Below are 25424 nucleotides of genomic sequence, written 5' to 3' on the forward strand. Positions count from 1 at the left end.
AGGTTTGTTTATAACATTCATCTTCAGCTATTACCATTACATTTATAATATTCTTGTAAACTTAAAACGCATTTTACGCATGCAGCTGCACCGACGTAATTCCACACCAAGCACTATCGCTACTAATATCTTTGCCGATTAGTTTTTTCACTCATCAACCATATCATCAATGAGTTTTGCAGCTCTTTCAATATTTCCTTTGTATATTAATTTACTTTCCTTGTCAAAAATAAGAACAGTAGGAAAAACTTCTACTCCAATACCTTCTTTTAATACTGAATTTTCAATATCAATTGATAAAGCAGGAAGAGAATATCCATTTTCACTTAAGATACGAGCTCCTGTTTGGACTGACTCATCTCTGTCTTCCATACGGCAGTGAAGTGAATATATTTTAATAAGTGAGTTGTCCTTATATTTGTCATATGTTTCCTGTACATAAGGAAGTTCCTGATAACATACTCCACAAAAGCTATGCCAGCAGTCTAAAAGAAGGTATCTGCCTCTAAAATCCTTAATTGAAAGGGTATCGCTGTCTGTATTGTTGAATGTCAGATTATAATCAGTATCGTCCGTTACTTTTCCTGTAAAAGTATGAAAGTTTATTTTATGCAACCACATCTCATATCCCGGAATTGACAACCAGGCAGCAACCAATAGACTGAGTACGGTTAATGTAATTTTGAAATATATTTTTTTGATATAGAAACAACTAAAACCCAACAAAATACCTAGTAAATGGATAAAATATTCAGGTAAGGAGATTAATCTCGGTTCAAAATCTGCGGCATGCATCGGCACGGTAACAATTGAAACACCAAGTAATATCGCTCCTAATATCTTTGCCGGTTTAATTTTTTCATTATACTTATATGTAATATAATAAGTAAAAGAATAATAAACCACAAAACCCACAATGGATGATAATAGAAATCCGGTAATCTCTCCAATTTCTATATATCCTCCTCTTAATGGAGATATTATGAGAAAGATCAAAAATGATAAAAGAAAAATTTTAACTAATGGTTTCATACAATAATTTATATTTTTCACAAGAGGTTGTCTGACAATTCAGAGCAACCTCTTGTAAGTGTTTTTTATTAATATTTCTAGAAACTCAGGTTTTAGTCTTTACTAAATGAGTAAATTTATTTTAACCCGGATAACATTCTCCGTCACATGGTGAATTCCAAAAAGCCCCGCATCCCTTTTTCTTTTCTCTACATGGATTTTTAGGATCAAGTCCTCCTTTGTAACACTTGAAACCAATCATATTTGAACATTTTGTAAAAACAGCATCATAATTACAGTCACAATCCTGTTCACCCATAGTCTTTAATGTCGTTGTCTTTTGAAAATCCACTTTCAAATCTCCCTCTGTATTTATCAAGAATCTCCCGTCAAAGATTAAAGCATATATAATCTTATCCGTCCAGCCGAGTTCCTCCCGCGCATACTCTATCCACTTATAGATGAAAATATTCTCTTCTTTAGTCGTTTCTGTACTAAAATTGATATTTCTACTGAGATAGTTTTGAATTTCTTTTAAATGAGCCTTCTCTTTCTCATTCCAATTTAATTTTAAAGCTTCATCCATTTTTTGCATCCAAAAATTCTTTTTCTGATCAGGGACAAAAGCTACATATGCAGCCCTTTGCAAGCCTACATCTACATTAAGCCACTCGCTACGTGTCATTTTCCGGATATCATCCAGATTATCTTTTGCCCATTCATTTGCTTCCGGGTCACAGCTGTAATACTCGTCGTCTCCCGAACATGAGAACAAACCTAATCCACACAAGACAAGTAAAATACTTAATAATTTAACTTTCATAAATTAATGTTTTTAATTAATAATAAATTAATACTGAAAAGGAATATCTCTTATTCCTTCATTTTTTAATTTCGCCCGTTTTGTGTAGTAGTTTCATAGCATTCCTATAAATCTATTTATCTGTCCATTGTCAATTTATTAATCAATTTTTCCGCTCCATCTATATCACCCCTATAGATAAGTTTACTATTTTTATCGAAAATAAGAACAGTAGGGTATGATTTTACTCCTATTTCTTTCAATATAGTATCATATATATTAACTGACAAAGAAGGTAAATCAAAGCCTTTCATTCTTAATATTTCATTTCCTGTCGAAACATTCTCATTATAGCTTTCTATGCGTGAATGACAGGAATAAATAGAAATAGTCCCATCGTTTTTGTACTTATTATATAATTGTTGTACTTTTGGAAATTCTTCGTAACACCCATTACAATATGTAAACCAACAATCCACAATCAAATATTTTCCTTTAAATTCGTTTATTGAAACTTTGGTATTATTAGCAATATCAAAAGTCAAATTATATATATTATCATCTGAAACTTTCCCCCGAAAAGTTCCATATGCCAGTTTGTAATTCCAAAAATTATATCCGATCGTCGATAGCCATAAGCAAACATTAAGGCTGATTATCGTGAACCAGACCCTAGATTTTTTAGTCTTTATTTGAGAACATAAAAAAGCGAGTAAAATACTCAAAATCCTTATAATATATTCTAAAAAAGATGTTGAATTATGTTTCAGATCAAAAATATAAAGTGGTAAAGAAAATATTGAGGCTCCTAAAAATATACTAATAATAATTAAAAGCTTCGGTATTTTATCTTCATATCTGATAATCAACACTAAAGTAATGAAATAATAGCCTATCATTCCAACTATAGAAGAGGTCTGTACTCCTTGAAGATTACAAAAAGTTATAATTTCCCCTCTAAAAGGAGAAATTAATATGAAGAAAAGTAATGATAATAAGAATATTATTAATACTTTTCTCATTTTATAGGCCAAATAAAGGATAACATCTTCCATCACAATCAGTTTGCCAGGCCCAACTACACCCTTTTTTACCTTTACATATAGAGACTTGAACACCCATACATTGTTTATTATTATTTTTGTTACAACTTTCGGGCTGCCCTATTGTAGGATTAGTTAGACAATCACATTTGGAAGATTCACTATAAAACTTAAGCCTTTTTGTAGAGATTTGTGCAATTTCCATATTTCCTTCTTTGTCTAATAGTTTATATCCTTCCATATACATTGACGAAATAAGATTATCATTCCATCCAAGCCTATCTTTAGCAAATTCGGACCATTTATAAAAGAATATATCTGCTTCCTTTAATATTTGCTCTGAAGGTATATCATCGTCAAAAAAATCAAGATTATTATTGAAGAAATTATATGCTTTTTTCAAATGTTCTGCTTCCATATCAGACCAACCCAAAGCCATTATTTCATTTGTTTTTTCTAACCAGAAAACTTGTTTCTGTTTTGCTGTAAACGCTAGATATGCTACCTTTTGAAGATCCACATCTACATTAAGCCACTCGCTACGGGTCATTTTCCGGATATCATCCAGATTATCTTTTGCCCATTCATTTGCTTCCGGATCACAGCTGTAATACTCATCGTCTCCCGAACATGAGAACAAACCGAATCCACACAGGACAATAAAAATACTTAACAATTTAATTTTCATAAATTAATGTTTTGAATTAATACAGAAAAGGAATATTTCTTATTCCTTCATTTTTTGATTTCTCCCGTTACGCGTAGTAGTTCAACATCATTTTCGGCATTCGATTTTACATATACATTTTTAGTGAAGTGCCCTGTAAGCTGTTTTGTATCCAATGATACATTTACAATTCCTCTTTCCCCTTTTAGGATAGGCTTATCGGGTATCTTAGTGGAAACACATCCACACGAAGCATCTGCCTTAGTAATAATCAAAGGCTTTTCATTCCGGTTGATAAAGACAAACTCTTTGGATATGAATTCATTGTCTTTATCATTAGCGTTTACTGAGCCAAAATCATATTCATCTTCTTCAAATAGAATGAGGAAACCATTTTTAGCAATTTTCTTTTCTTTAGCTATTTCTTCATTTTCCTTTACTGACTTGTTGCTACAGGAAAGAAAACTCAGAATAAGAAAAGCCATAAATACAATTCTAATAATTCTACTTTTTTCCATAATTATACCATTTACCACCATATTTGTTTATTATTTTCATAAGTAAAAATCCGTTCTTCCTTTCCTTTTGTATGGTTGCGAAGCAGAAAGAGTGCATTTGTGGGGCAATTCTCATATTCTATGTAAAAATCTTGGGCTGTTTTCTTACCCATTGATACCCATGCATCTTTGCCCCAATACAATAGTTCATATTCATTTTCCGGTTCTACGCAGTTACCATCGCCCCTTGCTATACACACAATCCTGTTAATAGATACAGGTTCTCCAAAATCCATTCCCACCCAGGCACCAGATGTACTAGGCGATTCGAAGAATGTCAATAGAGTTTTATCAAATGCCAATTCTTTTTTATCTGATTCGTTTCCAATGGCCCGTCCATACGTAGGTTTAACTGAATCTTTCTCGAAAAAGGCCAGTTCAGCTATGCTGCAAAAACTCCAATCAGAAGAAAAATATCTCCAATAGCGATAAGTGAGACTGTCGCCTGACAACCGGATATCTTCCACCTGTGTAGCTTTGGGGATTGTATGAACAGATCTTAAATCCTGAAAGAGAGAATCATTAGAAGCTTGTAATTTCGCACCTACCATACGTTTTCCTCCAAAGTCGGTATAAGTAAGCTGCGGATATTTTCTATATAGCTTTAATGTTTGTTTATGAAGTGTATCGGCAATAAGTTCTTTTGTATCTCCTTTTGCAGTAATAATAAAAGGTACGGCAGCAGCCTCAATTCCTTTCACAGTATAATATACCGGTAAATAAGCGATATCCCGTCCCATATTATTAAAGGTTACGGTATTCCCTTTACATCTGCCCCAATGTATTGGTTGCCATTGCTTGTTGTCAAATACAGTGAGATATGCATAAGAATGTTTATTCTTGTTATCGATATTTATAGTCACATTCCGTGTTGCCATATATTCAGGAGTGACATCTTTAATAAAGGGAAGATCAAATACGGAAGGAATAAATTTTTCACTTTCATGTATATCTTCTATTTCCTTATTTATAGCATATGTTCTCCGAAAAACTTTTGCCATTTTATGATCTTCTTTGTGTAATGTTCCGGGACTGGACATCGCGCCTTCAAAAACCATATGTTTACCAAAATTATTTAGCAAGACATTCCATGAATGCCCTTTGCTTTGAAACGGCCATTGGGGCGTAAAGTCTATGGCGGTCGGTATTCCCTTAGCCCGCATGACGGATAAGGCCAGAATGGAATATTCATCACATGTGCCATATGGTACTTTTGTTAAGGTATTCATTTTTAATATAGGATAGCCATCTACTGATTTTAGATGGGGACGTATTTCGTGAGATAAATCGTTGTTGACACAGCCACATGCCAAATATGCCATATTTTTATGCTGGTCGCAATATATTTCACTCACTGTTTTTTCACAATATCCGGAGAAATACTCTTTCCAGTTATCCAGGATTTGACCTTCGGTAATTTTATAGGGTAATATATATTCACAAAACTCATCAAAGTTTATATGTTTTGCCCAATTACCATCTTTCCACAGAGAGAAGGATTCTTCTATATTTTTGATTAGATAATCTGCAGTTATAATCTCTATATCGGACACATAGCTTGGTTGAATATCCTTATATTTGTTATTAATTATCAGAAACAGTGAATCCCTTTTATCATGTTTGGGAAAATCATATAATTTTGCTAAAGAATCGATTTCATTATAATAAGCAATAATTGTTAATGTATCTTTAATAGATAAATGTCCCGGCATATTCTCAATAAGAAAGCAGGCTGCCTTATACTTCAAACTGTCTTCGATATTTTCACTGTAGTGTTTCAGTACCTTTTCTAGCTCTGGCTTATTTTCTTTTGCTTGTTTAATAGCATTTTCCAATCTGTTTTCTTTGAGTGAACAGGAGTAAAGGAATATTACAAAGGAGAGTAATATCAGATAGATTTTGTTGGGCATAATATAATGATTAGTATAATAGTCAGATTGATTACTTGTTAGTAAACGAGTAATACATTAAATCTTAACTAAAACAAATTTATGTAAATAGATATTAGGGATTAAACACAGATGTAGCAAATAATATAACAAATGCCGCAATTACGAGATATAATCTGTCTGTATTTGTTTCTCATAATCGGAATTATTACTTTAATTATCACTCGGTATCATGTAGAAAATAAAGCCGCACCCGAAGAGATGCGGCTTTAAGAACTCCAATAAATAATCTGATATTATATAAATCACATAGGTTTAAAACGAACTACCGCTCCCCCGTCAACAGCAAGTGGCAATTCCAAAATATCTTTAGCCGTCAATTGTTTTATTTCTTTCTTCAAATGATTCGGATTTGTTTCAGCATCGGGAGCATCGGTATATACTTCCGCTTTGTATGTTCCTGTACCCAAGAAATCAAGTTTAATATCCAATATCCGTCCTTTACTATTATTTATAACTCCCAGATACCATTCTCCATCTTTCTGTCGGGCAACTGCAACATACTCGCGTAATGATGCATCAGGTACGACAGTCTTATCCCATATTGTAGGCACATCTTTCAGAAAGTCAAATCCCGGCTGTCCTTCATATGCCTCGGGCGTATCGCAAACCATCCCCAGATAACTTTCCAACACTATATACATAGCCAGCATATGGCAGCGCGTACTGGTAACGAAAGGATTTACATATTGTATCTTAAACTCCGAACGGGGAAGAGCCCTGAATCCTCCTAAGTGATAATCAGCCGCTCCTGCCAGCAAACGGGTAAATGGCATATTGATATCATGATCGGCATTCACCTGTTCCGCATTCCATTTATATACTTCGTAGTTGAGTGTTCCTTCCCGGGTAAATTCATTGGGATAGGTACGGTGCAATCCTGAAGGTTTACTCGAGCCGTGAAACTGTATGTATAGCTTATGCTTTGCTGCTTTGGTCAGAATTTCTTCCTGAATAAGGATCATCTCCTGATCATCCCTGTCCATAAAGTCTACCATCATGCCCTTTATACCCCACTCTTCAAATCTGGCGAATGCTTCGTCCAATTTAGGATACAATGCTCTCCAGTTGAGCCAGACATGGATGCCTACACTTTTACTTTTTGCATAATCGCAAATATATTTCATATTCAGCGGTGCAATCGGCTTCGTTATATCTACCTCTGTACCAATAGTACCGAAGTTAAAGCCGTTATCGGTATACCACGGGGTTTCGGCATAACCATATATAGAATGATAATCGAGCCCGTTGCGGGAAGCAAAATCTATATAATACTTATTGGTTTCAAAGTTATTTCCCGGTGAAAATGTTGTATCGGGAACCACGTTGCCACTCCACCACGTAAAGGTAGTTTTTCCCGGTTTTATCCACGAAGTATCTTCTATTTTGCATGGTTCGTTGAGGTTGGTTAATATATCCGATTCTATCAATGCGCCAAGCCTGTCACTTATCATCAGTGTTCTCCAAGGAGACTTATGAGGCAATGCAGCTTCGACTTTTATGCGCGCATCTCCTAGTTTCGGCGATAATTTACCGTAAAGCATACCGTTTTCCTTGCTTAACATCATTCCTGCATAATCACGAACGGAAGCTTCGGTTATCGACATATAGATACCATAGCCAAAGCGGAATGTAGCCGGCATATCCATTAACTTGTTTTCTTCGATCCCCTTGTATTTTCCATATGTATATTCCCCTTCATGAGAAGATATAAATCCGGGTAAATGCAGCCGCAATACATCCGGATTACCTACCGCATTAAAGGTGGTGGCTTCGTTATATATTACATGTGAAGAACGTCCCTTTTGTTTCGGATATTCATAGCGGAAAGCTATACCGTCGTTAAACGCACGAACGACTAGATTGACCTGTCTCTTTAACTTATTAGTTTCTGTAAATGGAATGAGTACTTCATTACAATGGCTGTGTACTTTTCTCGATTTACCCACTATCAGTTCATAGTCTTCTTTCAAAACCCGATGAACCGGTTTCGTTATTTTCAGGTTCTCACCCCACCATCCATCCGAAAATTCAATAGAAAGAGGCGAGTCTTTTATAAGCATAACTTTATCATAAGAAATGTTGTATTCCGGTTGTTTCGCTCCTAAACGCAGTTCAAATTTCAGTTTACCGTCAGGAGAGGCAAGTTTTACACTTTTTTGCGCCCAAATAGGGAAAGTAATAAATAATAAAAGTAAGATTGTCTGTATTTGTTTCATCTTATATTAGATTTGTGTGAGATATGAGTTTTTCTTATAAACATGATTCTGTAAATTTCCCTATCTGTATGTACCGTTCATATAATGACTTATATTTTTCATGATTATTCATGTCCGGCTTATACTCACAGACAAAGCCCTGCCCCATTTTTGATTGAGCTTCTTCAATAGTCTTATATTTCCCTGCTACTACAGCAGCAAACATAGCTGCTCCTAATGCACAGGTTTGTTGTGAGCGGGCAACTTTTATAGGCACACCTATCACATCTGAAAGTGTTTGCATCACAAACGGGGATTTTAAGGATATCCCCCCAATGCCTATAACCTCTTTTATTTCAATACCCGATTCGATAAATCGTTCGATAATAGCTTTCGAACCGAATGCCGTAGCTTCTACCAATGCCCTGAAAATTAGTGGAGCAGAACTACCGAGTGTCAAACCGGTTATCGAACCGGTAAGGAGCTGATTAGCATCCGGCGTACGGCGTCCATGCATCCAGTCGGTAGCCACAATAATACTTTTTTCAATAGGTACCTTTGCCGCTTCCTCTGATAATAAAGGAATGATTTCATGGCTGATATCTTCTATTAGTGAAGTTTTTGCCTCTTCATTGAGTGCCTTTGACTTCTGTAAGATATTTTTCAAAGGCCATTCCAATACATTCCTAAACCATGCATATAAATCGCCAAATGCCGACTGTCCAGCTTCTAAGCCGATAAATCCGGGAATTACAGACCCGTCTACCTGTCCGCAAATACCGGGAATAAGCTTATCTTTCATTTCGTCATACGGCACAACCATTATATCACAGGTCGATGTTCCCATTACCCGTACAAAAGAACCGGGTTTTATTCCGACTCCTACAGCACCCATATGGCAATCGATAGCACCTATACCTACTTTAACTTCCGTAGTCAATCCTAGACGACCAGCCCATTCTGCGGTAAGATTTCCGGCTGAAGTATCTGAGGGATAAGTTTTTTCGTAAAGATGCGAACGGAATCCGGCAAGGTAAGGTGATAACGCGGTCAGAAATTCCTCCGAAGGAAGTCCGTTCCATTTCTCATGCCACATAGCTTTATGCCCTGCTGCACAACGACTGCGAAGCACTTTTTCCGGCTTGGTATTTCCGGTAAGCAGAGCCGACATCCAGTCGGTATGCTCGATCCACGAATATGCCTTTTGTCGTACCTTTTCATCAGCCCGAAGAACATGCAGTACTTTCGACCATACCCATTCTGCTGAATAAATTCCTCCTTCATATGCAGTAAAGTCTATTTCCCATTTTTTCGCCAGTTCATTGATCTCTATTGATTCCTGAATGGCTGTATGATCTTTCCACAATATAAACATTGCATTCGGATTATCTTTGTATTCATCGAGTAAAGCGAGAGGCGTCCCTTGTTCATCTACAAGTGAAGGAGTACTGGCTGTCAGATCGAAAGAAATACCGATTATATCTTTCGAAATATCACCCGCTGCTTTAGATAATGATTCTTTTATCGCAAGTTCCAATGTATCTATATAATCCTGCGGATGCTGCCTGTATTGATTTTCCTCCGGATTGCAGTATAATCCTTTTTTCCATCGTGGGTAATAATAAACGGCAGAAGATATTTCATCCCCGTTTTCCACATCGATTATCACGGCACGGCACGAATCTGTTCCGTAGTCTATGCCAATAACATATTTCTTAGCCATATATAGTATATATTAGTTTTCTGTAGTTAATTCTGCTTTCATCAGGAAAATATTATAAGGCCGCCACATCGACATCAGGAAATACAGTTCGTCACCGTCGAGTGAGGCGGGATGAATAAATGAACCATACAATTGAGAATACTGCCTGCCTGTAGCCAATGTCAGCGGCTCACTCCATTCCCCTGTCAGTTCGGTCGCACAGCGCAGGGATATTTCATATCTCTTTCCACAAAAATATGCCATAATCCAGCACTTGTATTTTGTATTGTAAGCAATGGATAATTCACCTACTGTATCTTCGAATAAGTTGGTTGCCTCAGACTCATCTCCTCTTATCCATTTATTTTTATCTTTGTTCCAATACTCGTATAAGTATTGTTTTTCAATATCTTTTTCTTTAAACCGAACCAAACGCGGATTGCTTTTCCTACCGGTTTCAGTGCCGACCATATATACATATCCGTCTTTTTTAAAGTATCCGGCCTGTCCGAAATTGCTGTCTGATGTGAAATACACATCCGGACATTCAGACCATGTTTGCCCGTTATCTGTTGATTTGTATAACCCTGAATAATTAGTAACCCAGCCTGTCCAGTTTTTCATATTGAAATAATGGACATAATCTATGTTGTTTGCTCGGATAGCTGCCGTCGGAATCGAAGTCCAGTCGCCATTACCCGATTTGTCCTTTCCTCCGGGAATCAATTCTTGTGCATATCCTTTTTCATCGACTGACATTGCATCAATGGTTATTCCATCACGAAGATCATTATCTTTTGAAAAAGCCAATACGTTACATCTCCAATTGTCGCCGAAAGTTGCCGGGTCATCCTGATCGGGAATAAATCCTTTGCCATAGGTATCTCCCATAAATATGCCGTATTTTCCTTTTTCCATTTCCCAGACAATACCTAAATCTGTTCCGCCTACATCATACATGTCCGTCGTATTATTCGGAGAAGGTAGGTTGTCCCCCTGTACAGGTGTTCCGGTTACACGTGCTACCTGTTCTACTTTCTTTATTTTTAAGTTTAGTTTTTTCCTATTTTGTGATAATCCGGATTTTAAGATGTTAGTATTCGCTGACATTGCCAGAAAATGAAACAATCCTATTATTAATAGTGAATATCCGGTTTTATTTTTTAATTCCATTACTCTTATTATTCTTAATAGAATAAACTACCCCTGTCAATAAGGGGTAGTTTGCCCCTCTTTAATTAAAAACACTTACTTTGGCATTTCATTCCCCCAAAGTTTCGGGTCTTCGCCTCTGTTCTTTCTCCATTCATGGCGCCAGCGATGCATATCAGGCACATTAATAAACGGCTTCAGTTTGCGAACTTCCTTCGATGGGGCAGGCGGCAATTGGCTAGCCTCCGTCTGATACCAATATGCTACTGTAGCCAGATCGAGCGTCAGATTATTTGCATGTCCGTGTTCTATACTTGCTTTCAGACTTTTTTCAAAAAACACAGGGTCTTCGATAAAGAAACGGTATATATGTGTACGTCCCAACCAGCCCACATCGTTATTCACCCGTGGATATCCATAATAAGGATGCGAATACGGTTCTTTAGGACACCATGAAGTATTAAATAAGTCTTCCGTACCTGTTCCTAATATGGAAGCATTCGTTTCTCCATCGATAAACCAGAAATCGTCTCCCTCACCGTACCATATCGGTGACGGACAGTGTACATAATAATTCAAACCAACAAAGTGACCTTTGCCTTTAATATCAGCAAATACATAATTACGCTCTCCGGTCGTATTCTTATCCTGTGGACCTACTACTCCCCATTCCGTTTCCCCTTCTGAGGCAGCTTCAGTTAGTTCATGGTTGTACCACGCATGGAAGCGGCCTAGATTCTCCGGCAGTTTCTTTGTTTCATAATAGTCTACATAGAAATAGAACTTATCGAGGTTTACATCTGCCTGATTCTCTATTTCGATCTTCGCTCCTTTTGCAAAAGGCATAGAAAAATACGACACCAATGCTGTACCATTTGCCGGACCTGCAGTGATAGGCAAAGCTGAAAAATTATACTGCTCGTTCCATCCCTGTCCGAAGAACGGGCCGATAGGAGACTCCACAGAAGGGTAATCATTTCCATCCCAATATATGCGCAGGATAATATCACTGCGGTTGATGATATGAGGCTCCGGCCCCATTGTCATCCACATATGATTGATAATGCCCGAACCCGGTATTTCGGCAATTATCCGTTTCTCTCCCGGTTTGATATTAGATAAATGGTCGACAACTCCTCCGGTAGGATCATTACTGCTGATACGCCTGCTGCGCATACCATTCTTAATCTGGGAAAGTTCATACATTGTACCCGGCACAGGATTCTGCGCTTCCATATCCGGCATACAAAAGAATGCTGCCAGAAAACAAACAAAAGCTAATTTCAATTCTCTTTTCATAGTAAATTCTGTTTATATAAATCAATTCATACACATTTATTTTTATCATAGTTATACATCAGCCCCTTTCCCCAAAAGATCGGGGCTGAATGTAAACTCACCATTACTCAAAAAATCTCTATAAAATAATAATTCAAAGCTTCTGTGATCGAATAGAATGCAGTCCCACTGCCAGACAAATGTTCTGAGATCCGTTTCCTATTAATGACTCTATTTACATAGAATAGCTAAACTTAATTAGTATTATAGGATATTGGAAACTTAATTTCATAATCTTCAGCTACAATCATCATGGCATTTATACTGTAAAATTTGGCCCAGTGTGTTGCATTCGGACCAGACTGGATTTTAATATTTATTTTTCCTTCATCATCAGGAACAATCTGTTCTACTATAGCAACCCTGTCTCTGTTATGAGCTGTATTAAGAAGAGCTGTGCTTTCATTTTTACCTTTGACAATATATTCGTTTTCCGTATTAGAATCATTAATTGAACTGTAGAAAACAAGTGTATATTTATACTCCTTATTCAAATTTGAAAGGACAAATCCTGCCGATTCAACATGAATACCGTCATTAAAGAACATATCTCTTCCTACATCTGCCGGAAATCCTAAATCGTTAGTAAAATCCCGGGTCATTTCATTAAATGTCCCTACCATTTCAATTGTATACCCTGTGTTCTTCTTATATTCATCTGTCAGATTCTCGAGTTTCTGATCCGTCGGCCATTCAAAATTATTGAAAGGTGTCGGCGATTTTACAGGTCCAAAATCAATAAATATGGCATCGAAAATAGGTGCCTTTACCACCACCAATGTAGTGAAATACTTGATTTTACCATCTTCCGATTCTATCTTGAGAACTGTTTGTCCCGGGATAAGTCCTTCGATTGTGGCAGAATTATCTGAATTCGTAACTACAGAAGCCAATTTAGAATCTGAAACACTCCACGTAAATTTCTCAGCAGCCGTTTCTTCACTATCAAAATGTGCATTTACAGTTATTTTATTTGTCTCCTGAGTTCTGACTGTTATACTTTGCTGAAGAATGCGGGCATACTTTGTAGGAAATTCGGGCAAATCGCTGTCGTTCTTACACGAACTGACAACCAGAGCAAATAAAAGTACATATATAATAAATTTAATCGATTTCATAAGATATTATTTATATTTATTATTACTTTTTATAAAAGAGCTGATTCTGAAAAGGCTAAAATCAGCTCTTCTAATTTTTAGTATTAGTAACCCGGAGCCTGGCTTAATTTCGGATTTATGTCAATCTGCTTTTGAGGAACAGGCCAAACATACATCCTCTTATTAAATATGCGGTTTCTATAGAAAGTACGCTTGTAAAATGCATTCGGATTGTTTACATCATCGCTCTTTTCAGAACCGGAAAAATTCATACCATAATAAGGACGTGTAAATTCTGTTTCTGCAATTTTCCAGCGACGGACGTCATGGAAGCGTATACCTTCACAATTGAACTCAATTCTTCTTTCTAGTTGAATCAATTTGCGAATTGCATCTTTATCTTTTGTATTAACTTTTATACCGTTTATGCCGGTTTCATTGTATTCTGGTATTCCGGCTCTTTTTCTCACTTCATTTATATACTTCAGAATGTCGGCATTCCCGGGATCATACTCATTTAGTGCTTCGGCATAGCCCAAATATGCTTCAGCCAAACGATAAATAATACCAGGCTGGTATGTCCAACCTCCTGTAACCAAAGGATTCGTTTCCAGACTTATTCTTTTTCTTACATTATAGCCATTTTGAGGAGCATCGAATGTAGGACCGGTATCTCTTCCTCCATTCTGTAGAAATTCCACCCTTCTGTTAGCAACTCCCAGCCATGCTTCATTATAAATCACTGAAACATAAAAACGAGGCTCACGATTACAGTACATATTAAATGTGCCCGGAAGTGTTATCTGCCCTTGTACATTGTTTTCTCCCAAACCACCTTTCCATTTAGTATTCCTTATTTCTCCGTTCTGCGAGAATCCTCTTTCTGAATATCCTGATTCAGGATTAATAATCGGCATATTGTTAGTATCATAACCCAATATCGGGCTCAATCCGTTTTTCATAAAGAACGCATCCACCAGTTCCTGAGTTACACCCATCCCGGCGTTTCCTCTTATTCCTTTTGGCAAATGATGTTCCTGCCAAGTTCGTAAACCTTCATAATTATCGTTATCCCTATTCCATGTCCTCCCAAATATGATTTCCTTATTACCTTCCGAAAATCTTTTCAGCGACATGTTATAATATGACATAAATGGATCGCCCCCTTCATCATATAATTTATAACCATTCGTATGTGCAAAATCAATCAATTCTTTGTGAGCATCTGCAGCACGTTTCCATTTGGCCGGATCTACGGTTGGCTTGAAGAGGTTTACTCCTTCACTATTTTTCCAGTCTTTAAAATCGGGATTTCCGTTAAATAAAGGGCTTGCAGCAAAAAGAAGAGTACGCGCCCTTACAGCATGACACATTGTAGAAGTAGCTCTTCCCCAATCTGTGTCCGGATAAACTGCAGGTAGATGCTTCGCTACTTCTTTCAGTTCATTGTCTATCCAATCAACAATATCATCATATGGAGATTGACTGGTCATCAATTCGGAAGCAGGAGCATCAACAGACTCGATAACTCCGGGCTTGAATGGAATAGGGCCATATAATTCAATCATAAGAGAATAAAAATAGGCAATAAGAAAACGGGCCTCATACTTCATTCTGGTAACATATGCTTCACCCATATTTTGCGCCTCATTCGGACGAGCATTTTCAATAAAAATAAGGGCACTACGTATCTTCTGAGGCAATGTAACCCAATAATTAGGTCCCCATTCAGACTGAGAGTTCCAATCTCCTACAGTATATGCATAAGAATTTCGCCAACCGAAAGGCTGCCATTCGGAAGGAATAGTTATATCATCTGCCATAATATTCCATCCTTGGTCTTTAAAATAACCCCACATTGGGTTAGGAACCCCCGAATACACGCCGGCAAGCCAGTCTTCTGTCCTGATCTTATCTGTAAATACCATTTCTAATGTAAGATAGTCGTCAGGTTTCTTATCGAGATAATCAGAACATCCTGTTGTGTTTATAATTAGGATAAAGCACACAGTAGTCAGTATTAAGTATTTTATATTTTTCATATTTTCTGTTTTTTATTTTAAGGCTTCTATTATTTCCTATCGGAAATTAATACTTAATCCGAATGATACCGACTGAGTCATCGGATATTTAAGTCCGTCAGTTGTATCCAGCTCGGGATCCCATAGTTTAAATTTGGAGAAAGTCAACAGATTAGACCCTCTGGCAAAAACACGAAGGTTTTCTACACCAAATGTATTTAACCACTTCTGAGGGAAAGAATAGCCTGCCTCTAATGTTCTTAAACGTAAGAAACTCATATCCTTAAGCCACCACGTAGATGCTTGTTCATTATTTATATTAGGGCCGTAAGTAAGTCTTGGCCAGAACGTATCATCTCTTGGATTATCTTTAGTCCAACGGTCATTATAGTTGCTAAAGATATTTCCGGTAGCGCCCTGCGCTGTTCCCGGCAACCAATTCTCTCCTCCTAACAATTGATAGGTATTGCCAACTCCCTGAAAGAAAAATCCAAAATCGATAGCTTTATATCTGATATTAGCACCAAACCCATAGACAATCTCAGGATTAAATGTACCACCTATAGCAGTCCGGTCTTTCGGATCAATTACATTATCCCCGTTCATATCTTTATATTTAATATCTCCGGGACGTAGGGTAGTCCCGATATAAACAGGTATTCCGGGTTTGACATTTCCTGAAGAATCAAAATCATCCTCTGTAAAAAGGCCATCGGCAATAAATCCGAATAACTGGTTTACCGGATGGCCGGTTTCAGCCCTGCTTGTTCCTATTACAGCTTCAGGTTCATCTTTCTCGATAATTTTATTACGAGCAAAGGTGTAGTTAGCCATTGCTGTGATATACCAGTCATCTGATAATTTCTTATTAATATTAAGTGACATCTCAATACCTTTATTTTCTACTTTACCAAAATTTGCGTAAGGAGTTTGGATAAAGCCCGCAGAACCCGGCACCGTTGTTCGCTGCATAAATATATCTTTACGTTTATCCATGAAAATATCGACCGTATAGTTTATTGCATTACCCAAAAGCCCAATTTCAAGTCCTAAGTTAGTTTTAGTAGATGTTTCCCATGTTAAAGAAGCATTTTCAACATTCCCTTCAGCCTTACCAACACGGAAGAAATTACTTTCCGTACCCAAGGTATACCATCCATAATCATTAATTGTGGATAGATATGCAAATCTGTTATCCCAAATGTTTCTGCCAAGTATACTGTTCCCAACCTGTCCCCACGAACCTCTTAATTTTAGGTTTGAAATAGTTTTTGATATGCCTTGCATAAAACTTTCCTGCGATATAATCCAACCTAATGAAACGGAAGGGAAAAATCCATAACGTTTGCCTTTAGCAAAGTTTTCCGATCCGTTATATCCGAAGTTAAATTCCGCTATGTAACGGGTATCATAAGTATATGAAAATCTTCCGGCAATACCTTGTGTACGATAAGGTAGTCTGTCCCAAGCTTCCTGACCCCTCTCAAGCTCCCTTTGGTTGTACATCAGCATAGAATTTACCGCATGCTTTCCATCAAATACTCTGTCGTAATTAACAGCACCTTCCATATAAATGCTTTGTTCTCCCCATTCCGAGCCTTTATCGTAACCTAAAAATTGCTGTCCGTTCACATCTATTTCTAAATTTAAACTTCCGTCCGGATTTCTGTAACGAGCTTCTTTGTAATAATCCGGATTTTTGCCTCTAACTTTATATGCTCCGGAATATCTGTCAAAAGAGAAACTTAACTTAGCGCTCAATCCCGGTGTTATTGCTTTTAAATCCTGTTCAATAGATGCTAACGATTCTATTTTGTGACGATTCAGGGTTTCATATCCCCGTTGTGTAGCCCAAGCCCATGGGTTTTCTCTGAATTCGACCCGAGGTATCTCTCCTGAAGAATAAATCGGAGGGTGTCTATATGGTGGTACCCTTGAAGCCTGATAAAAAATACCGAAATTAGTTTCATCCCATCCCGGAGGTGAATTACGTGTTATCAAATGGCCCCCGATATTAAATCGAAAAAGAGTCGTCTTCGTTAAATTAATATCCACATTAGAGCGAACATTATAGCGTCTTACCTTCAAAGATGAGTCCCATTCCTGATTTCTATCTCTTTCAATAATCCCGCTTTCATTATATACACCCAGCGTTAATGCATAGCGTAATATATCACTACCTCCGTTAATATCGATATTGGCAGTTGTACTACTTGCATGGTCCTTTGCTACTACATCCCACCAATTGATATCAGGATATAAGTCCGGGTCAGTGTTATTTCTATAATTTTCAAGAACGGCCTCGCTATTAGGTACAGGTTTCAGCGGATTAGCATCCAAGAAAAGTTCATTCATAAGTTCCAGATATGGAACTGAACCTATATATTTAGGTATCTTAGTAGGCCGGGTAAATGCCTGCTCAAAACGGGCAGTGACTTTCGGAGCTCCGATTTTCCCTCGTTTTGTAGTAATCATTACCACTCCATTTGCTCCTCGAACACCATATACGGCACTGGCTGCAGCATCTTTCAAAACTGAAAAAGACTCTATTTCATTTGGATCCATATCGTGCATAGAACGCTCTATACCGTCTATCAATACTAAAGGTTTGGAATTGCCAAACGTACTCATACCTCTGATCCAAAAATCAGAATCATTGAACCATGGATTTCCTGTTCGTTGTACTGCAATGACACCCGCCAGTTTACCTGCGAGGTTATTACTTATTGAACGAGCCGGAGCCGATAATAAACTCTGAGGTTCTATAGTACTGATAGCACCTACTACAGAGGCTTTCTTCTGAGAACCGAATCCGACTACCACTACTTCATCAAGGAAAGCGACATCTTCATCTAAAGCAACGTCTACAATAGCATTTTTTCCGGTTTCGACAACTTTCTCTTTAAAGCCGATACATGTAAATTTTAATACCGGACTTCCAGACTTTACCATAATGGTATAAGTCCCATTTTCATCAGTTATCACACCATTCGTAGTTCCTACTTCAACAACCACTACTCCCGCGAGTAATTCTCCTTTCTGATCACTTACACGTCCTGTAATTTGTTTGCTTCCTCCTGATTGGGCAAGAATAAAAACAAAATTTAGAAGAAGACATGTCATCAAAAAGCAAGTTCTTACAAGTTTTTTTAATCTAACGTTTTTCATAGTTTAATACTAAATTTGTATTTACAATAGAGCACATAACGATACAATAAACATTAAGTAAGGCGTATGCATAGCAGGGAGTAATGAATCACCCCTTATGCAATGAAGTTTTATTTATTTGTGTATCAACAATATAAAATGTGTTTTTCAGAGTATTAAAAATCTCTATAGAATCATCTTACAAAAAATCTAATATTTATTACGCCTTAATTTGTTTTTTAATAATGAGGTAATTTCGATATGGCAATTTTACTTATATAGCTGAAAAATTGCCATATAACATCAATGAGCACTGCACTTGATTATGCATCTGCATTCTCGTTCTTATTTATAGATCGGGCCATATGTATTGCATGCCCTGTAGTCTGCACCTTCGGTATCAGAGCCGAATGCTCCCCACGCCGAAGGTCGGAATATCTTACCTTCTTCAACATTATGCATACATACAGGTATACAAAGCATTGATGCCAAAGAAATAAGATCGGCTCCGATATGGCCATAACTTATTGCTCCATGATTAGAGCCCCAATAGTTCATTACAGAATATACATCCTTGAAATATCCTTTTCCTGTAACACGTGGTACGAAGAATGTGGATGGCCAAGTTTTATCTGTACGTTGATCGATAATTTCAAATGCTTTATCAGGGAAGGTTGCAGTCCAGCCTTCGGCAATCTGCAAGACCAGCCCCAAACCCTTCACGGAATTCAGACGGCACATAGTAACAGGCATATCCGGCCTGGTGAGAAACTTTGAGGAGTATCCGCCCCCACGGAAATATTCGAGAGATGAAGGCCCCCATTCTGTAGCTTTCAACATTTTATCAACCTCAGCTTCTTCTATTTCCCAGAATGGTTTCATTGCAGGTTTTCCGTCTTTAGACTGCTGTCCGGTTCCATCAAGTGTACATGATCCTGAATTAATGAGATGTATAGCACCGTCTTTCATCCTGCCTTCCGGTTTCCATCCTGTTACTCGCTCGATAGATTGAGGGCTCCAGTAGGTACGAACGTCTGCGAATATCTGCGCAGTGTTGGTCAGCAATTTATTCATCAACATAGACATTCCGTTCAGATGATCGTTTTCGGTAGCAAAAGCAAATGGCTCACGTATCCCGTTCCAGTCGAAAGAGGAATTCAATATCGCTTCTGCAAAATCACCGTTCGGCATAAAGTCAGTCCATTGACGTTGTCCCTGAAAACCTCCGCAAATAGCATTATGCCCCATGGCTTCTTCACCCCAACCTGCTCCCAACTTATCATTTCCTATCATTAGATCACGGAAAATCAGAGCCATTTTCACAACAAATTCCCAGTCTTTATCTTTTTGTTCACGTGAACGAATCAGATGTTCCGGATTATGGTCATCCATTTCGTTAGGGACACAGTTTTTCTTCGTCCATGCCAATGCTTTTTCATATTCATCCTTATCATATATTTCCAGCTGAACACGGCGAAGTATTTCAGAGCAGTCAACATATTCCGTTCTCATACCGAAATACTCCTGAAGCATATCTGCATTTACCATCGATCCGGCTATACCCATAGATACCGTGCCTATAGCCAGGTATGACTTTCCGCGCATCAAAGCCACTGCCAGTCCGGCCTTTGCAAAGCGAAGAAGCTTTTCCTGAACATCTTCCGGTATATTATTATCGCCGATATCCTGTATTTCATGTCCGTAAATTCCAAAAGTCGGCAAACCTTTCTGGTTATGAGCCGCCAAAGCTGCAGCCAGATAAACAGCACCCGGACGCTGTGTTCCGTTGAAGCCCCAAATGGCTTTGGGTATCAACGGATTCATATCAATTGTTTCCGAGCCGTAGCACCAGCATGGCGTTACCGAAAGCGACAGACCGACATTTTCCTTTTCAAATTTTTCAGCACAATTAGCTGCTTCTTTTACACCACCTATGCATGTATCGGCTATTACGCACTGAACCGGAGAACCGTCAGGATATTTCAGGTTGGCTGAATAAAATGCAGCTACATTTTTAGCCATACCCATTGTAGTTTCTTCCAGCGATTCGCGTATGCCTCTTCTGCGTCCGTCGATAATAGGACGAATACCGATTTTAGGATAATTAGTTTTTTTCATGATTGTCAGTTTTAAGTTCTATTTTCTGTTATTGTTTTTCAAGTGTCAGTATATCGAAATGGAATTTCGAGCCCTTTTCTGTCTTCTTTACTTTAATAGATATAGAGTTTGTGTGCCGTGTGAGTGTAAATGTACCCAAGTCGGCATTCTCTATTCTTACTTCTTGTTCGCTATAAGCATCTTCCCATGATTTTATTGGTTTCTGCCGGTTCCATACCTCGAATGCTCCGCCATCCGGTGTTTTATAGTATGTCAGTTTTATCCTGTAAACTCCTTCCGGCACCTCGTCCAGCATGATACGTACCATACCTTCGTTTTCAGTTTCAGCAATAAGGCGTTCTCTGTTTTCTAATTTAAGTCCATGTCCGATAGACAGGTTCATTAACTGTGGGAAGTAAATATGAGTAGAGGGATAATATACAGTACGTAATTTTTCCGTCGGTTGCACACTGCAATCTGCGGGTTTAGAACCATAATAGAATGCAACTGAAGTATAATCTACCGGAAATCTGTTTTGCTCTGGCCCGTGTTCTATTGTTACCAAAAGATTATTTTCGAAAACGACTTTGTCTGTCAGGAAGAAACGGTAAGCGCCCGTACGCGCCATAGGTAAGGAGTAGTCGAGAGAACCGTGTATCGGTAAACTTACACCACGATCCCAACGGTCGAGCAATGCATACCAGCCGCCATTGTAATAATCTTCCGACCCAGTTCCATGCATTCGCAGTTTATTGTCCACTACAGTAGAATCATCTCCTTCGAAGAACAAAGTCATCCCCGGACGTAAGCCTTGTGCGATATGGGTAATACCTACATAATGCCCGCGATCTTTTACATCTGCAAACAAGTAAGGTTCAAAATCTTTAGGATTGATCTCTCTGCGCCAAATAGTATACAAGCGGCCTTCTTTTCCAGGATTTTGAACTTCCTTAGTATAATATACTTTTGCCTTAACTTCAACTTTAGACTGATTTCCGCCTTGTCTTTTCTCATATATAAGGCTCATATCAGCCTTCTTCTGATACGGCATTGGTATATAGCAATAGTTTGTTCCCTGATAAGAGCCTAATAGCAAGCTTTGCATTGCCGGTTTACCATATGCATAACCGAAGAAATCGGCAGCAGGACTGTAAATCGCCGGAGATTCATCGTCATCCCATTGTGCTTTAAGAATGATATCTTTATTTGTCCCTTCAAGAGCCGCACCGAAATCAAGTTCTATTCCCGCAATTCGTCCACCTTCATTTGTTGTGAAAAGAGGTAGTACTTCACCGGGAGCAAGAAAGAATTGCTTGGTTTCAGTTAACAATCCGGACTTATCTAAGCAAGTTAAAGGTTTAACCTGACGGTTCCAAAAATTGCATGCTTTATCCAGAACCTCTTTTTGAGCCTCAGTCCACGCCATATTAAATGGCTCTACTTTCGTATTTTGCGGATATGGGCGGTACTGTATCTGATGAAACATTATTTTTTCACCGCAGAATACAATTTTACATGATTTTGCAAATTGTATAGGTACATAACAATAATAACCGCCTACTTCGTTACCGCATACCGGATTGACAAAAGGAAAAGTCTTACCTGAGAACAAATCGATAAACGGTATGCTTATACGCGGTACTTTTTCCCCGTCGATATAGAATCGTATTGTATCGGTAGTCGGCGTAGGAGTCCATATACGGTTAATAACTCCCGGGCCTTTATAATCGGCCAATACCAGTTTATCTCCTTCTTTTCGTATATAGGAATATTTGCCCGAGAAACCGTCATCGTTGTTTCCCGTACGGTCGTAACTCGATTCCTGCTCCATTATACCTTCTCTATACTGCGGCAATAATGAAGGGTTATAGAGTTGCTCAAGTTCATTGACCAGAGTAATGGGCGGTGCAGTTTGTTCTTTACTCCCTTTTTTCTGAGGATAGAGAGGTATAAAAAATAAAATACAGAACAATATAAAAATAAGTCTTTTCATAATTATAAATATTCAGAGGCCATTTATTTAAAAGCATTCAAAATATCATTTACAGAAACGCCTAAAACTTTCTCTGTAATTTTCGATAAATCAGCCGGTTCCCCAACAAAGTGGAATACATTGTGATTATGTGACTGTGATTCATTCGGCTTCAGAAATGCAGCAGGCGAACAGCTTTCTACTTCAAGGAATGGTCCCATAATGCTTCCATCGGCAAGCGGCCCGTCATTATATGCATTCATTGCATCCCCAATGAGCGGATCTTTTGTCGGATTCCACTCTTGGTTGAGATAAGTCGCACTTCTTTCAACATCGAAAGTTGTAATTGTCAGTCTTTTCGAATCCGGATCGTAATTACCAGCAACTCCTGTCGTACGATTTGAATTTAAACCTAACTTACCCCGTTCAGCACCATCGGTTTTAAAATAAAGCGTATTATTCTTAGTCACTAATCTGTCTGCCGGTATTTCACCGAAATAGTCACTTGTTACAATTTTCCCTAATGCCTTCTCGTCACCCTCATTGAATGGAATAATCGTCACAGCTTTAGGTGCAGGAATAAACATATCGAGTATCCATGTAGAAATTGTACCCGTTTGTTTTGTCCATTCAAAATCATTTTTATTAGTAATAACATTTTGTGTGCTGTATGCTACAGATTTTACATTCTCACCCAATTCTATGTCTAATAATGATTTAATTCTGGCCGAATTCAGAAATTCAACAGTACGGTCAACATTAAGTTTTAATTGTATACCAAAATAGTTTGCAACTTCCATCTCTTTACTCATTACTGCTTTCTGTGCTGTAGCCGATACCAGATTCCAAGGCTCGATATCAATCGGTTTCGGTGTATGCCAATTATCATAAACCTGTTCCTTACCTTTTTCAAAGTAAACAGAATACTTACCGCCTTCAGGCCCCAGCCAGAAACGATTTTCACCGCCGTACCCGTTCATATGCTCATCAGGAGTAGTCAATTCAAAGGCCTTATATCCAACAAAGCCCGTACTCTTGCCCGATAAGCCATCTACTGTACTGGTAAATACTTTAGCCTGATATTTAGGGGAGATTATAACCTGTGCCTTGTCATTATCCCCTTTCAGTATTATCAAGCTGTCTTTCGAAGACAAATAATTCAGATCATATCCGAATGTTCCTTTTTCATAAGTTTCCATAGCTGTTTCTTTTCCCTCCTTTTTAGTATTCTTATTACTACAACTAAATAATAAGCCTGATGCCAATATGATAGCGACCAGTGGATTAATCTTGCTCATATATTTATTTTTTATTATTTGATTTTAACTGACAAACATATTTATAATACATTCATAGTCGAATAAATCGATTAAGCGATATTACAAAGAGATAAGCAGTGTTTGAATTAATCTCTTATCAGAGAAAAGATAGATTTAAAGTCCCATAATGAGGAGTATTGGTATACTCCTCATCTTTACATCTAAGTTTACAGAAAATACTGTATTATATAACTTCCAAATCTTCCCATTTAGGTAATTGAGGGAATTTTGCATGAGGCTCGCTCTGGTACCAGAATACTACCGAAGAGATATCAGACTTTTGCTGTAGATACCTGCCTCCTATTCTCCATCCTAAGTCCTGTATAGTTACCCTCAGGTCTTTATCGAAGCGCACCGGATCTGTAATGTGCCACCTGTACATTCCAAAGCGCTGTTGAGAACGGTATGTCCCGTCCGGACGGATGACCTGATGTAACCCTGCGTAAGGAGTACTGAACTCTTTATATTGGCCTTCACGATCGAAATTGTAAGACCCGCAGAAATAATCCTCAGCTCCCGTACCACAGATTGTAGGGTATTTTGTATCGCCATCCATAAAGAATTTGATTTCACCTTCGCCCCACCATCCGTTATTGTGAACGCCGCAAGCCATATATGTACCGACATACTGTCCTTTTCCTTTGATGCCATCGATCAAAGTATAATCGGATGTTTCATTATAGTGTGTCCGACGGAACTGTGCATGGAAATAAGCAGCATCTGCAGGAACATCTGTTAATGTATAATCAATCTGATAATATAATACCATTGCATCATCCGGATTTACATTCTCCATCGTTATTTTACATTTTTTCCTGAAAGGCATAGTCCAGTAGCAATTGAATGCACTTCCCGGATTAACACATACTGCCAAAGAGTTTAACGGAGCATAAACTCCCCAACCCATTCCAAAGAAATCTCCCACAGGACATTCTACTGAGGGCTCCTTTTCATCATCCCAATAGAAACGAAGAATAGAGAAACGCCAGTTTCCGGTAGGGGTCATCCAGATATGCTGAATTGCTCCCGATCCATCTATTTCTGCTAATGTAAAAGTTTCACCCGGGGCAATATGAATATACGGATTCACTTTCCATGTTTGTCCCAGATCGCGTGACTGATGATGTGCATTTGCTACATTCCGTTTGTCACCTTGCATTTTTGGATCAGCCATTCCACCTTTACCTTTTTCGCCTGTAAAGTTTTCAGGACTGATAGAGCGTGTTTTGGCATCTGACAACCGATACAGATTACCCATATTCATATCCAATCCATTAAACGATTGTTGTGAAAAAGAAAATTGTGCTAACAAAAAAACACTGATAATAAAGCAAATTTTTTTCATAGTAATT

The 25424-nt window shown here is 38.0% G+C and carries 17 protein-coding genes; all 17 read right to left on the bottom strand.

The genetic code is table 11. The features are described from left to right. Positions 1 to 147: 147 nt before the first annotated feature. A complete protein-coding gene (locus K348_RS0110160; protein WP_029904858.1) occupies positions 148 to 1032 on the bottom strand; it encodes a TlpA disulfide reductase family protein in 885 nt (294 codons plus the stop codon). A gap of 121 nt (positions 1033 to 1153) precedes the next feature. Continuing rightward, positions 1154 to 1834 carry a bacteriocin fulvocin C-related protein gene (locus tag K348_RS0110165; protein WP_029904859.1) on the bottom strand — a complete coding sequence of 227 codons (681 nt, stop codon included), beginning with the start codon at positions 1832 to 1834 and terminating at the stop codon, positions 1154 to 1156. 116 nt (positions 1835 to 1950) lie between these two features. Then, the gene (locus tag K348_RS0110170; protein WP_197027647.1) at positions 1951 to 2835 is read right to left on the bottom strand and encodes a TlpA family protein disulfide reductase; all 885 of its coding nucleotides are present in this window, start codon (positions 2833 to 2835) and stop codon (positions 1951 to 1953) included. Between the two features lies 1 nt (position 2836). Further along, positions 2837 to 3544: a bacteriocin fulvocin C-related protein gene (locus tag K348_RS0110175; RefSeq protein ID WP_029904861.1), complete on the bottom strand. Its 708-nt coding sequence runs from the start codon at positions 3542 to 3544 to the stop codon at positions 2837 to 2839. A 47-nt stretch (positions 3545 to 3591) separates the two neighbouring features. Next, positions 3592 to 4041 carry a DUF1573 domain-containing protein gene (locus tag K348_RS0110180; protein WP_197027648.1) on the bottom strand — a complete coding sequence of 150 codons (450 nt, stop codon included), beginning with the start codon at positions 4039 to 4041 and terminating at the stop codon, positions 3592 to 3594. 11 nt (positions 4042 to 4052) lie between these two features. Next, the gene (locus tag K348_RS0110185) at positions 4053 to 5990 is read right to left on the bottom strand and encodes a transglutaminase-like domain-containing protein (RefSeq protein WP_029904863.1); all 1938 of its coding nucleotides are present in this window, start codon (positions 5988 to 5990) and stop codon (positions 4053 to 4055) included. 284 nt (positions 5991 to 6274) lie between these two features. Beyond that, positions 6275 to 8248 carry a glycoside hydrolase family 97 protein gene (locus K348_RS0110190; protein ID WP_029904864.1) on the bottom strand — a complete coding sequence of 658 codons (1974 nt, stop codon included), beginning with the start codon at positions 8246 to 8248 and terminating at the stop codon, positions 6275 to 6277. Between the two features lie 34 nt (positions 8249 to 8282). After that, positions 8283 to 9950, bottom strand: a complete 1668-nt coding sequence (locus tag K348_RS0110195) for a ribulokinase (protein ID WP_029904865.1) — start codon at positions 9948 to 9950, stop codon at positions 8283 to 8285. A gap of 12 nt (positions 9951 to 9962) precedes the next feature. Continuing rightward, a complete protein-coding gene (locus tag K348_RS0110200; protein ID WP_029904866.1) occupies positions 9963 to 11102 on the bottom strand; it encodes a DUF4185 domain-containing protein in 1140 nt (379 codons plus the stop codon). Positions 11103 to 11177: 75 nt separating this feature from the next. Then, positions 11178 to 12380, bottom strand: a complete 1203-nt coding sequence (locus K348_RS0110205) for a glycoside hydrolase family 172 protein (RefSeq protein ID WP_029904867.1) — start codon at positions 12378 to 12380, stop codon at positions 11178 to 11180. A gap of 233 nt (positions 12381 to 12613) precedes the next feature. Then, positions 12614 to 13537: a hypothetical protein gene (locus K348_RS0110210; RefSeq protein ID WP_051697764.1), complete on the bottom strand. Its 924-nt coding sequence runs from the start codon at positions 13535 to 13537 to the stop codon at positions 12614 to 12616. Between the two features lie 83 nt (positions 13538 to 13620). Further along, the gene (locus K348_RS0110215; RefSeq protein ID WP_029904869.1) at positions 13621 to 15558 is read right to left on the bottom strand and encodes a RagB/SusD family nutrient uptake outer membrane protein; all 1938 of its coding nucleotides are present in this window, start codon (positions 15556 to 15558) and stop codon (positions 13621 to 13623) included. Positions 15559 to 15594: 36 nt separating this feature from the next. Beyond that, positions 15595 to 18705 (bottom strand): TonB-dependent receptor, encoded by a 3111-nt coding sequence (locus tag K348_RS0110220; protein WP_029904870.1) that lies wholly within the window; start codon positions 18703 to 18705, stop codon positions 15595 to 15597. A gap of 324 nt (positions 18706 to 19029) precedes the next feature. Next, a complete protein-coding gene (locus tag K348_RS0110225) occupies positions 19030 to 20802 on the bottom strand; it encodes an L-fucose isomerase (protein ID WP_029904871.1) in 1773 nt (590 codons plus the stop codon). Between the two features lie 28 nt (positions 20803 to 20830). After that, complete coding sequence (locus tag K348_RS0110230) at positions 20831 to 22774, bottom strand: glycoside hydrolase family 172 protein (RefSeq protein WP_029904872.1); 1944 nt, start codon at positions 22772 to 22774, stop codon at positions 20831 to 20833. 23 nt (positions 22775 to 22797) lie between these two features. Then, positions 22798 to 24051 carry a DUF6786 family protein gene (locus K348_RS0110235; protein ID WP_029904873.1) on the bottom strand — a complete coding sequence of 418 codons (1254 nt, stop codon included), beginning with the start codon at positions 24049 to 24051 and terminating at the stop codon, positions 22798 to 22800. A gap of 205 nt (positions 24052 to 24256) precedes the next feature. Next, positions 24257 to 25417, bottom strand: coding sequence for a glycoside hydrolase family 172 protein (locus tag K348_RS0110240; protein WP_029904874.1), 1161 nt, complete (start codon positions 25415 to 25417; stop codon positions 24257 to 24259). Positions 25418 to 25424: the final 7 nt, after the last annotated feature.

The sequence above is a fragment of the Prevotella sp. 10(H) genome, assembly GCF_000711235.1.
Classification (GTDB): Bacteria; Bacteroidota; Bacteroidia; order Bacteroidales; family Dysgonomonadaceae; genus Dysgonomonas.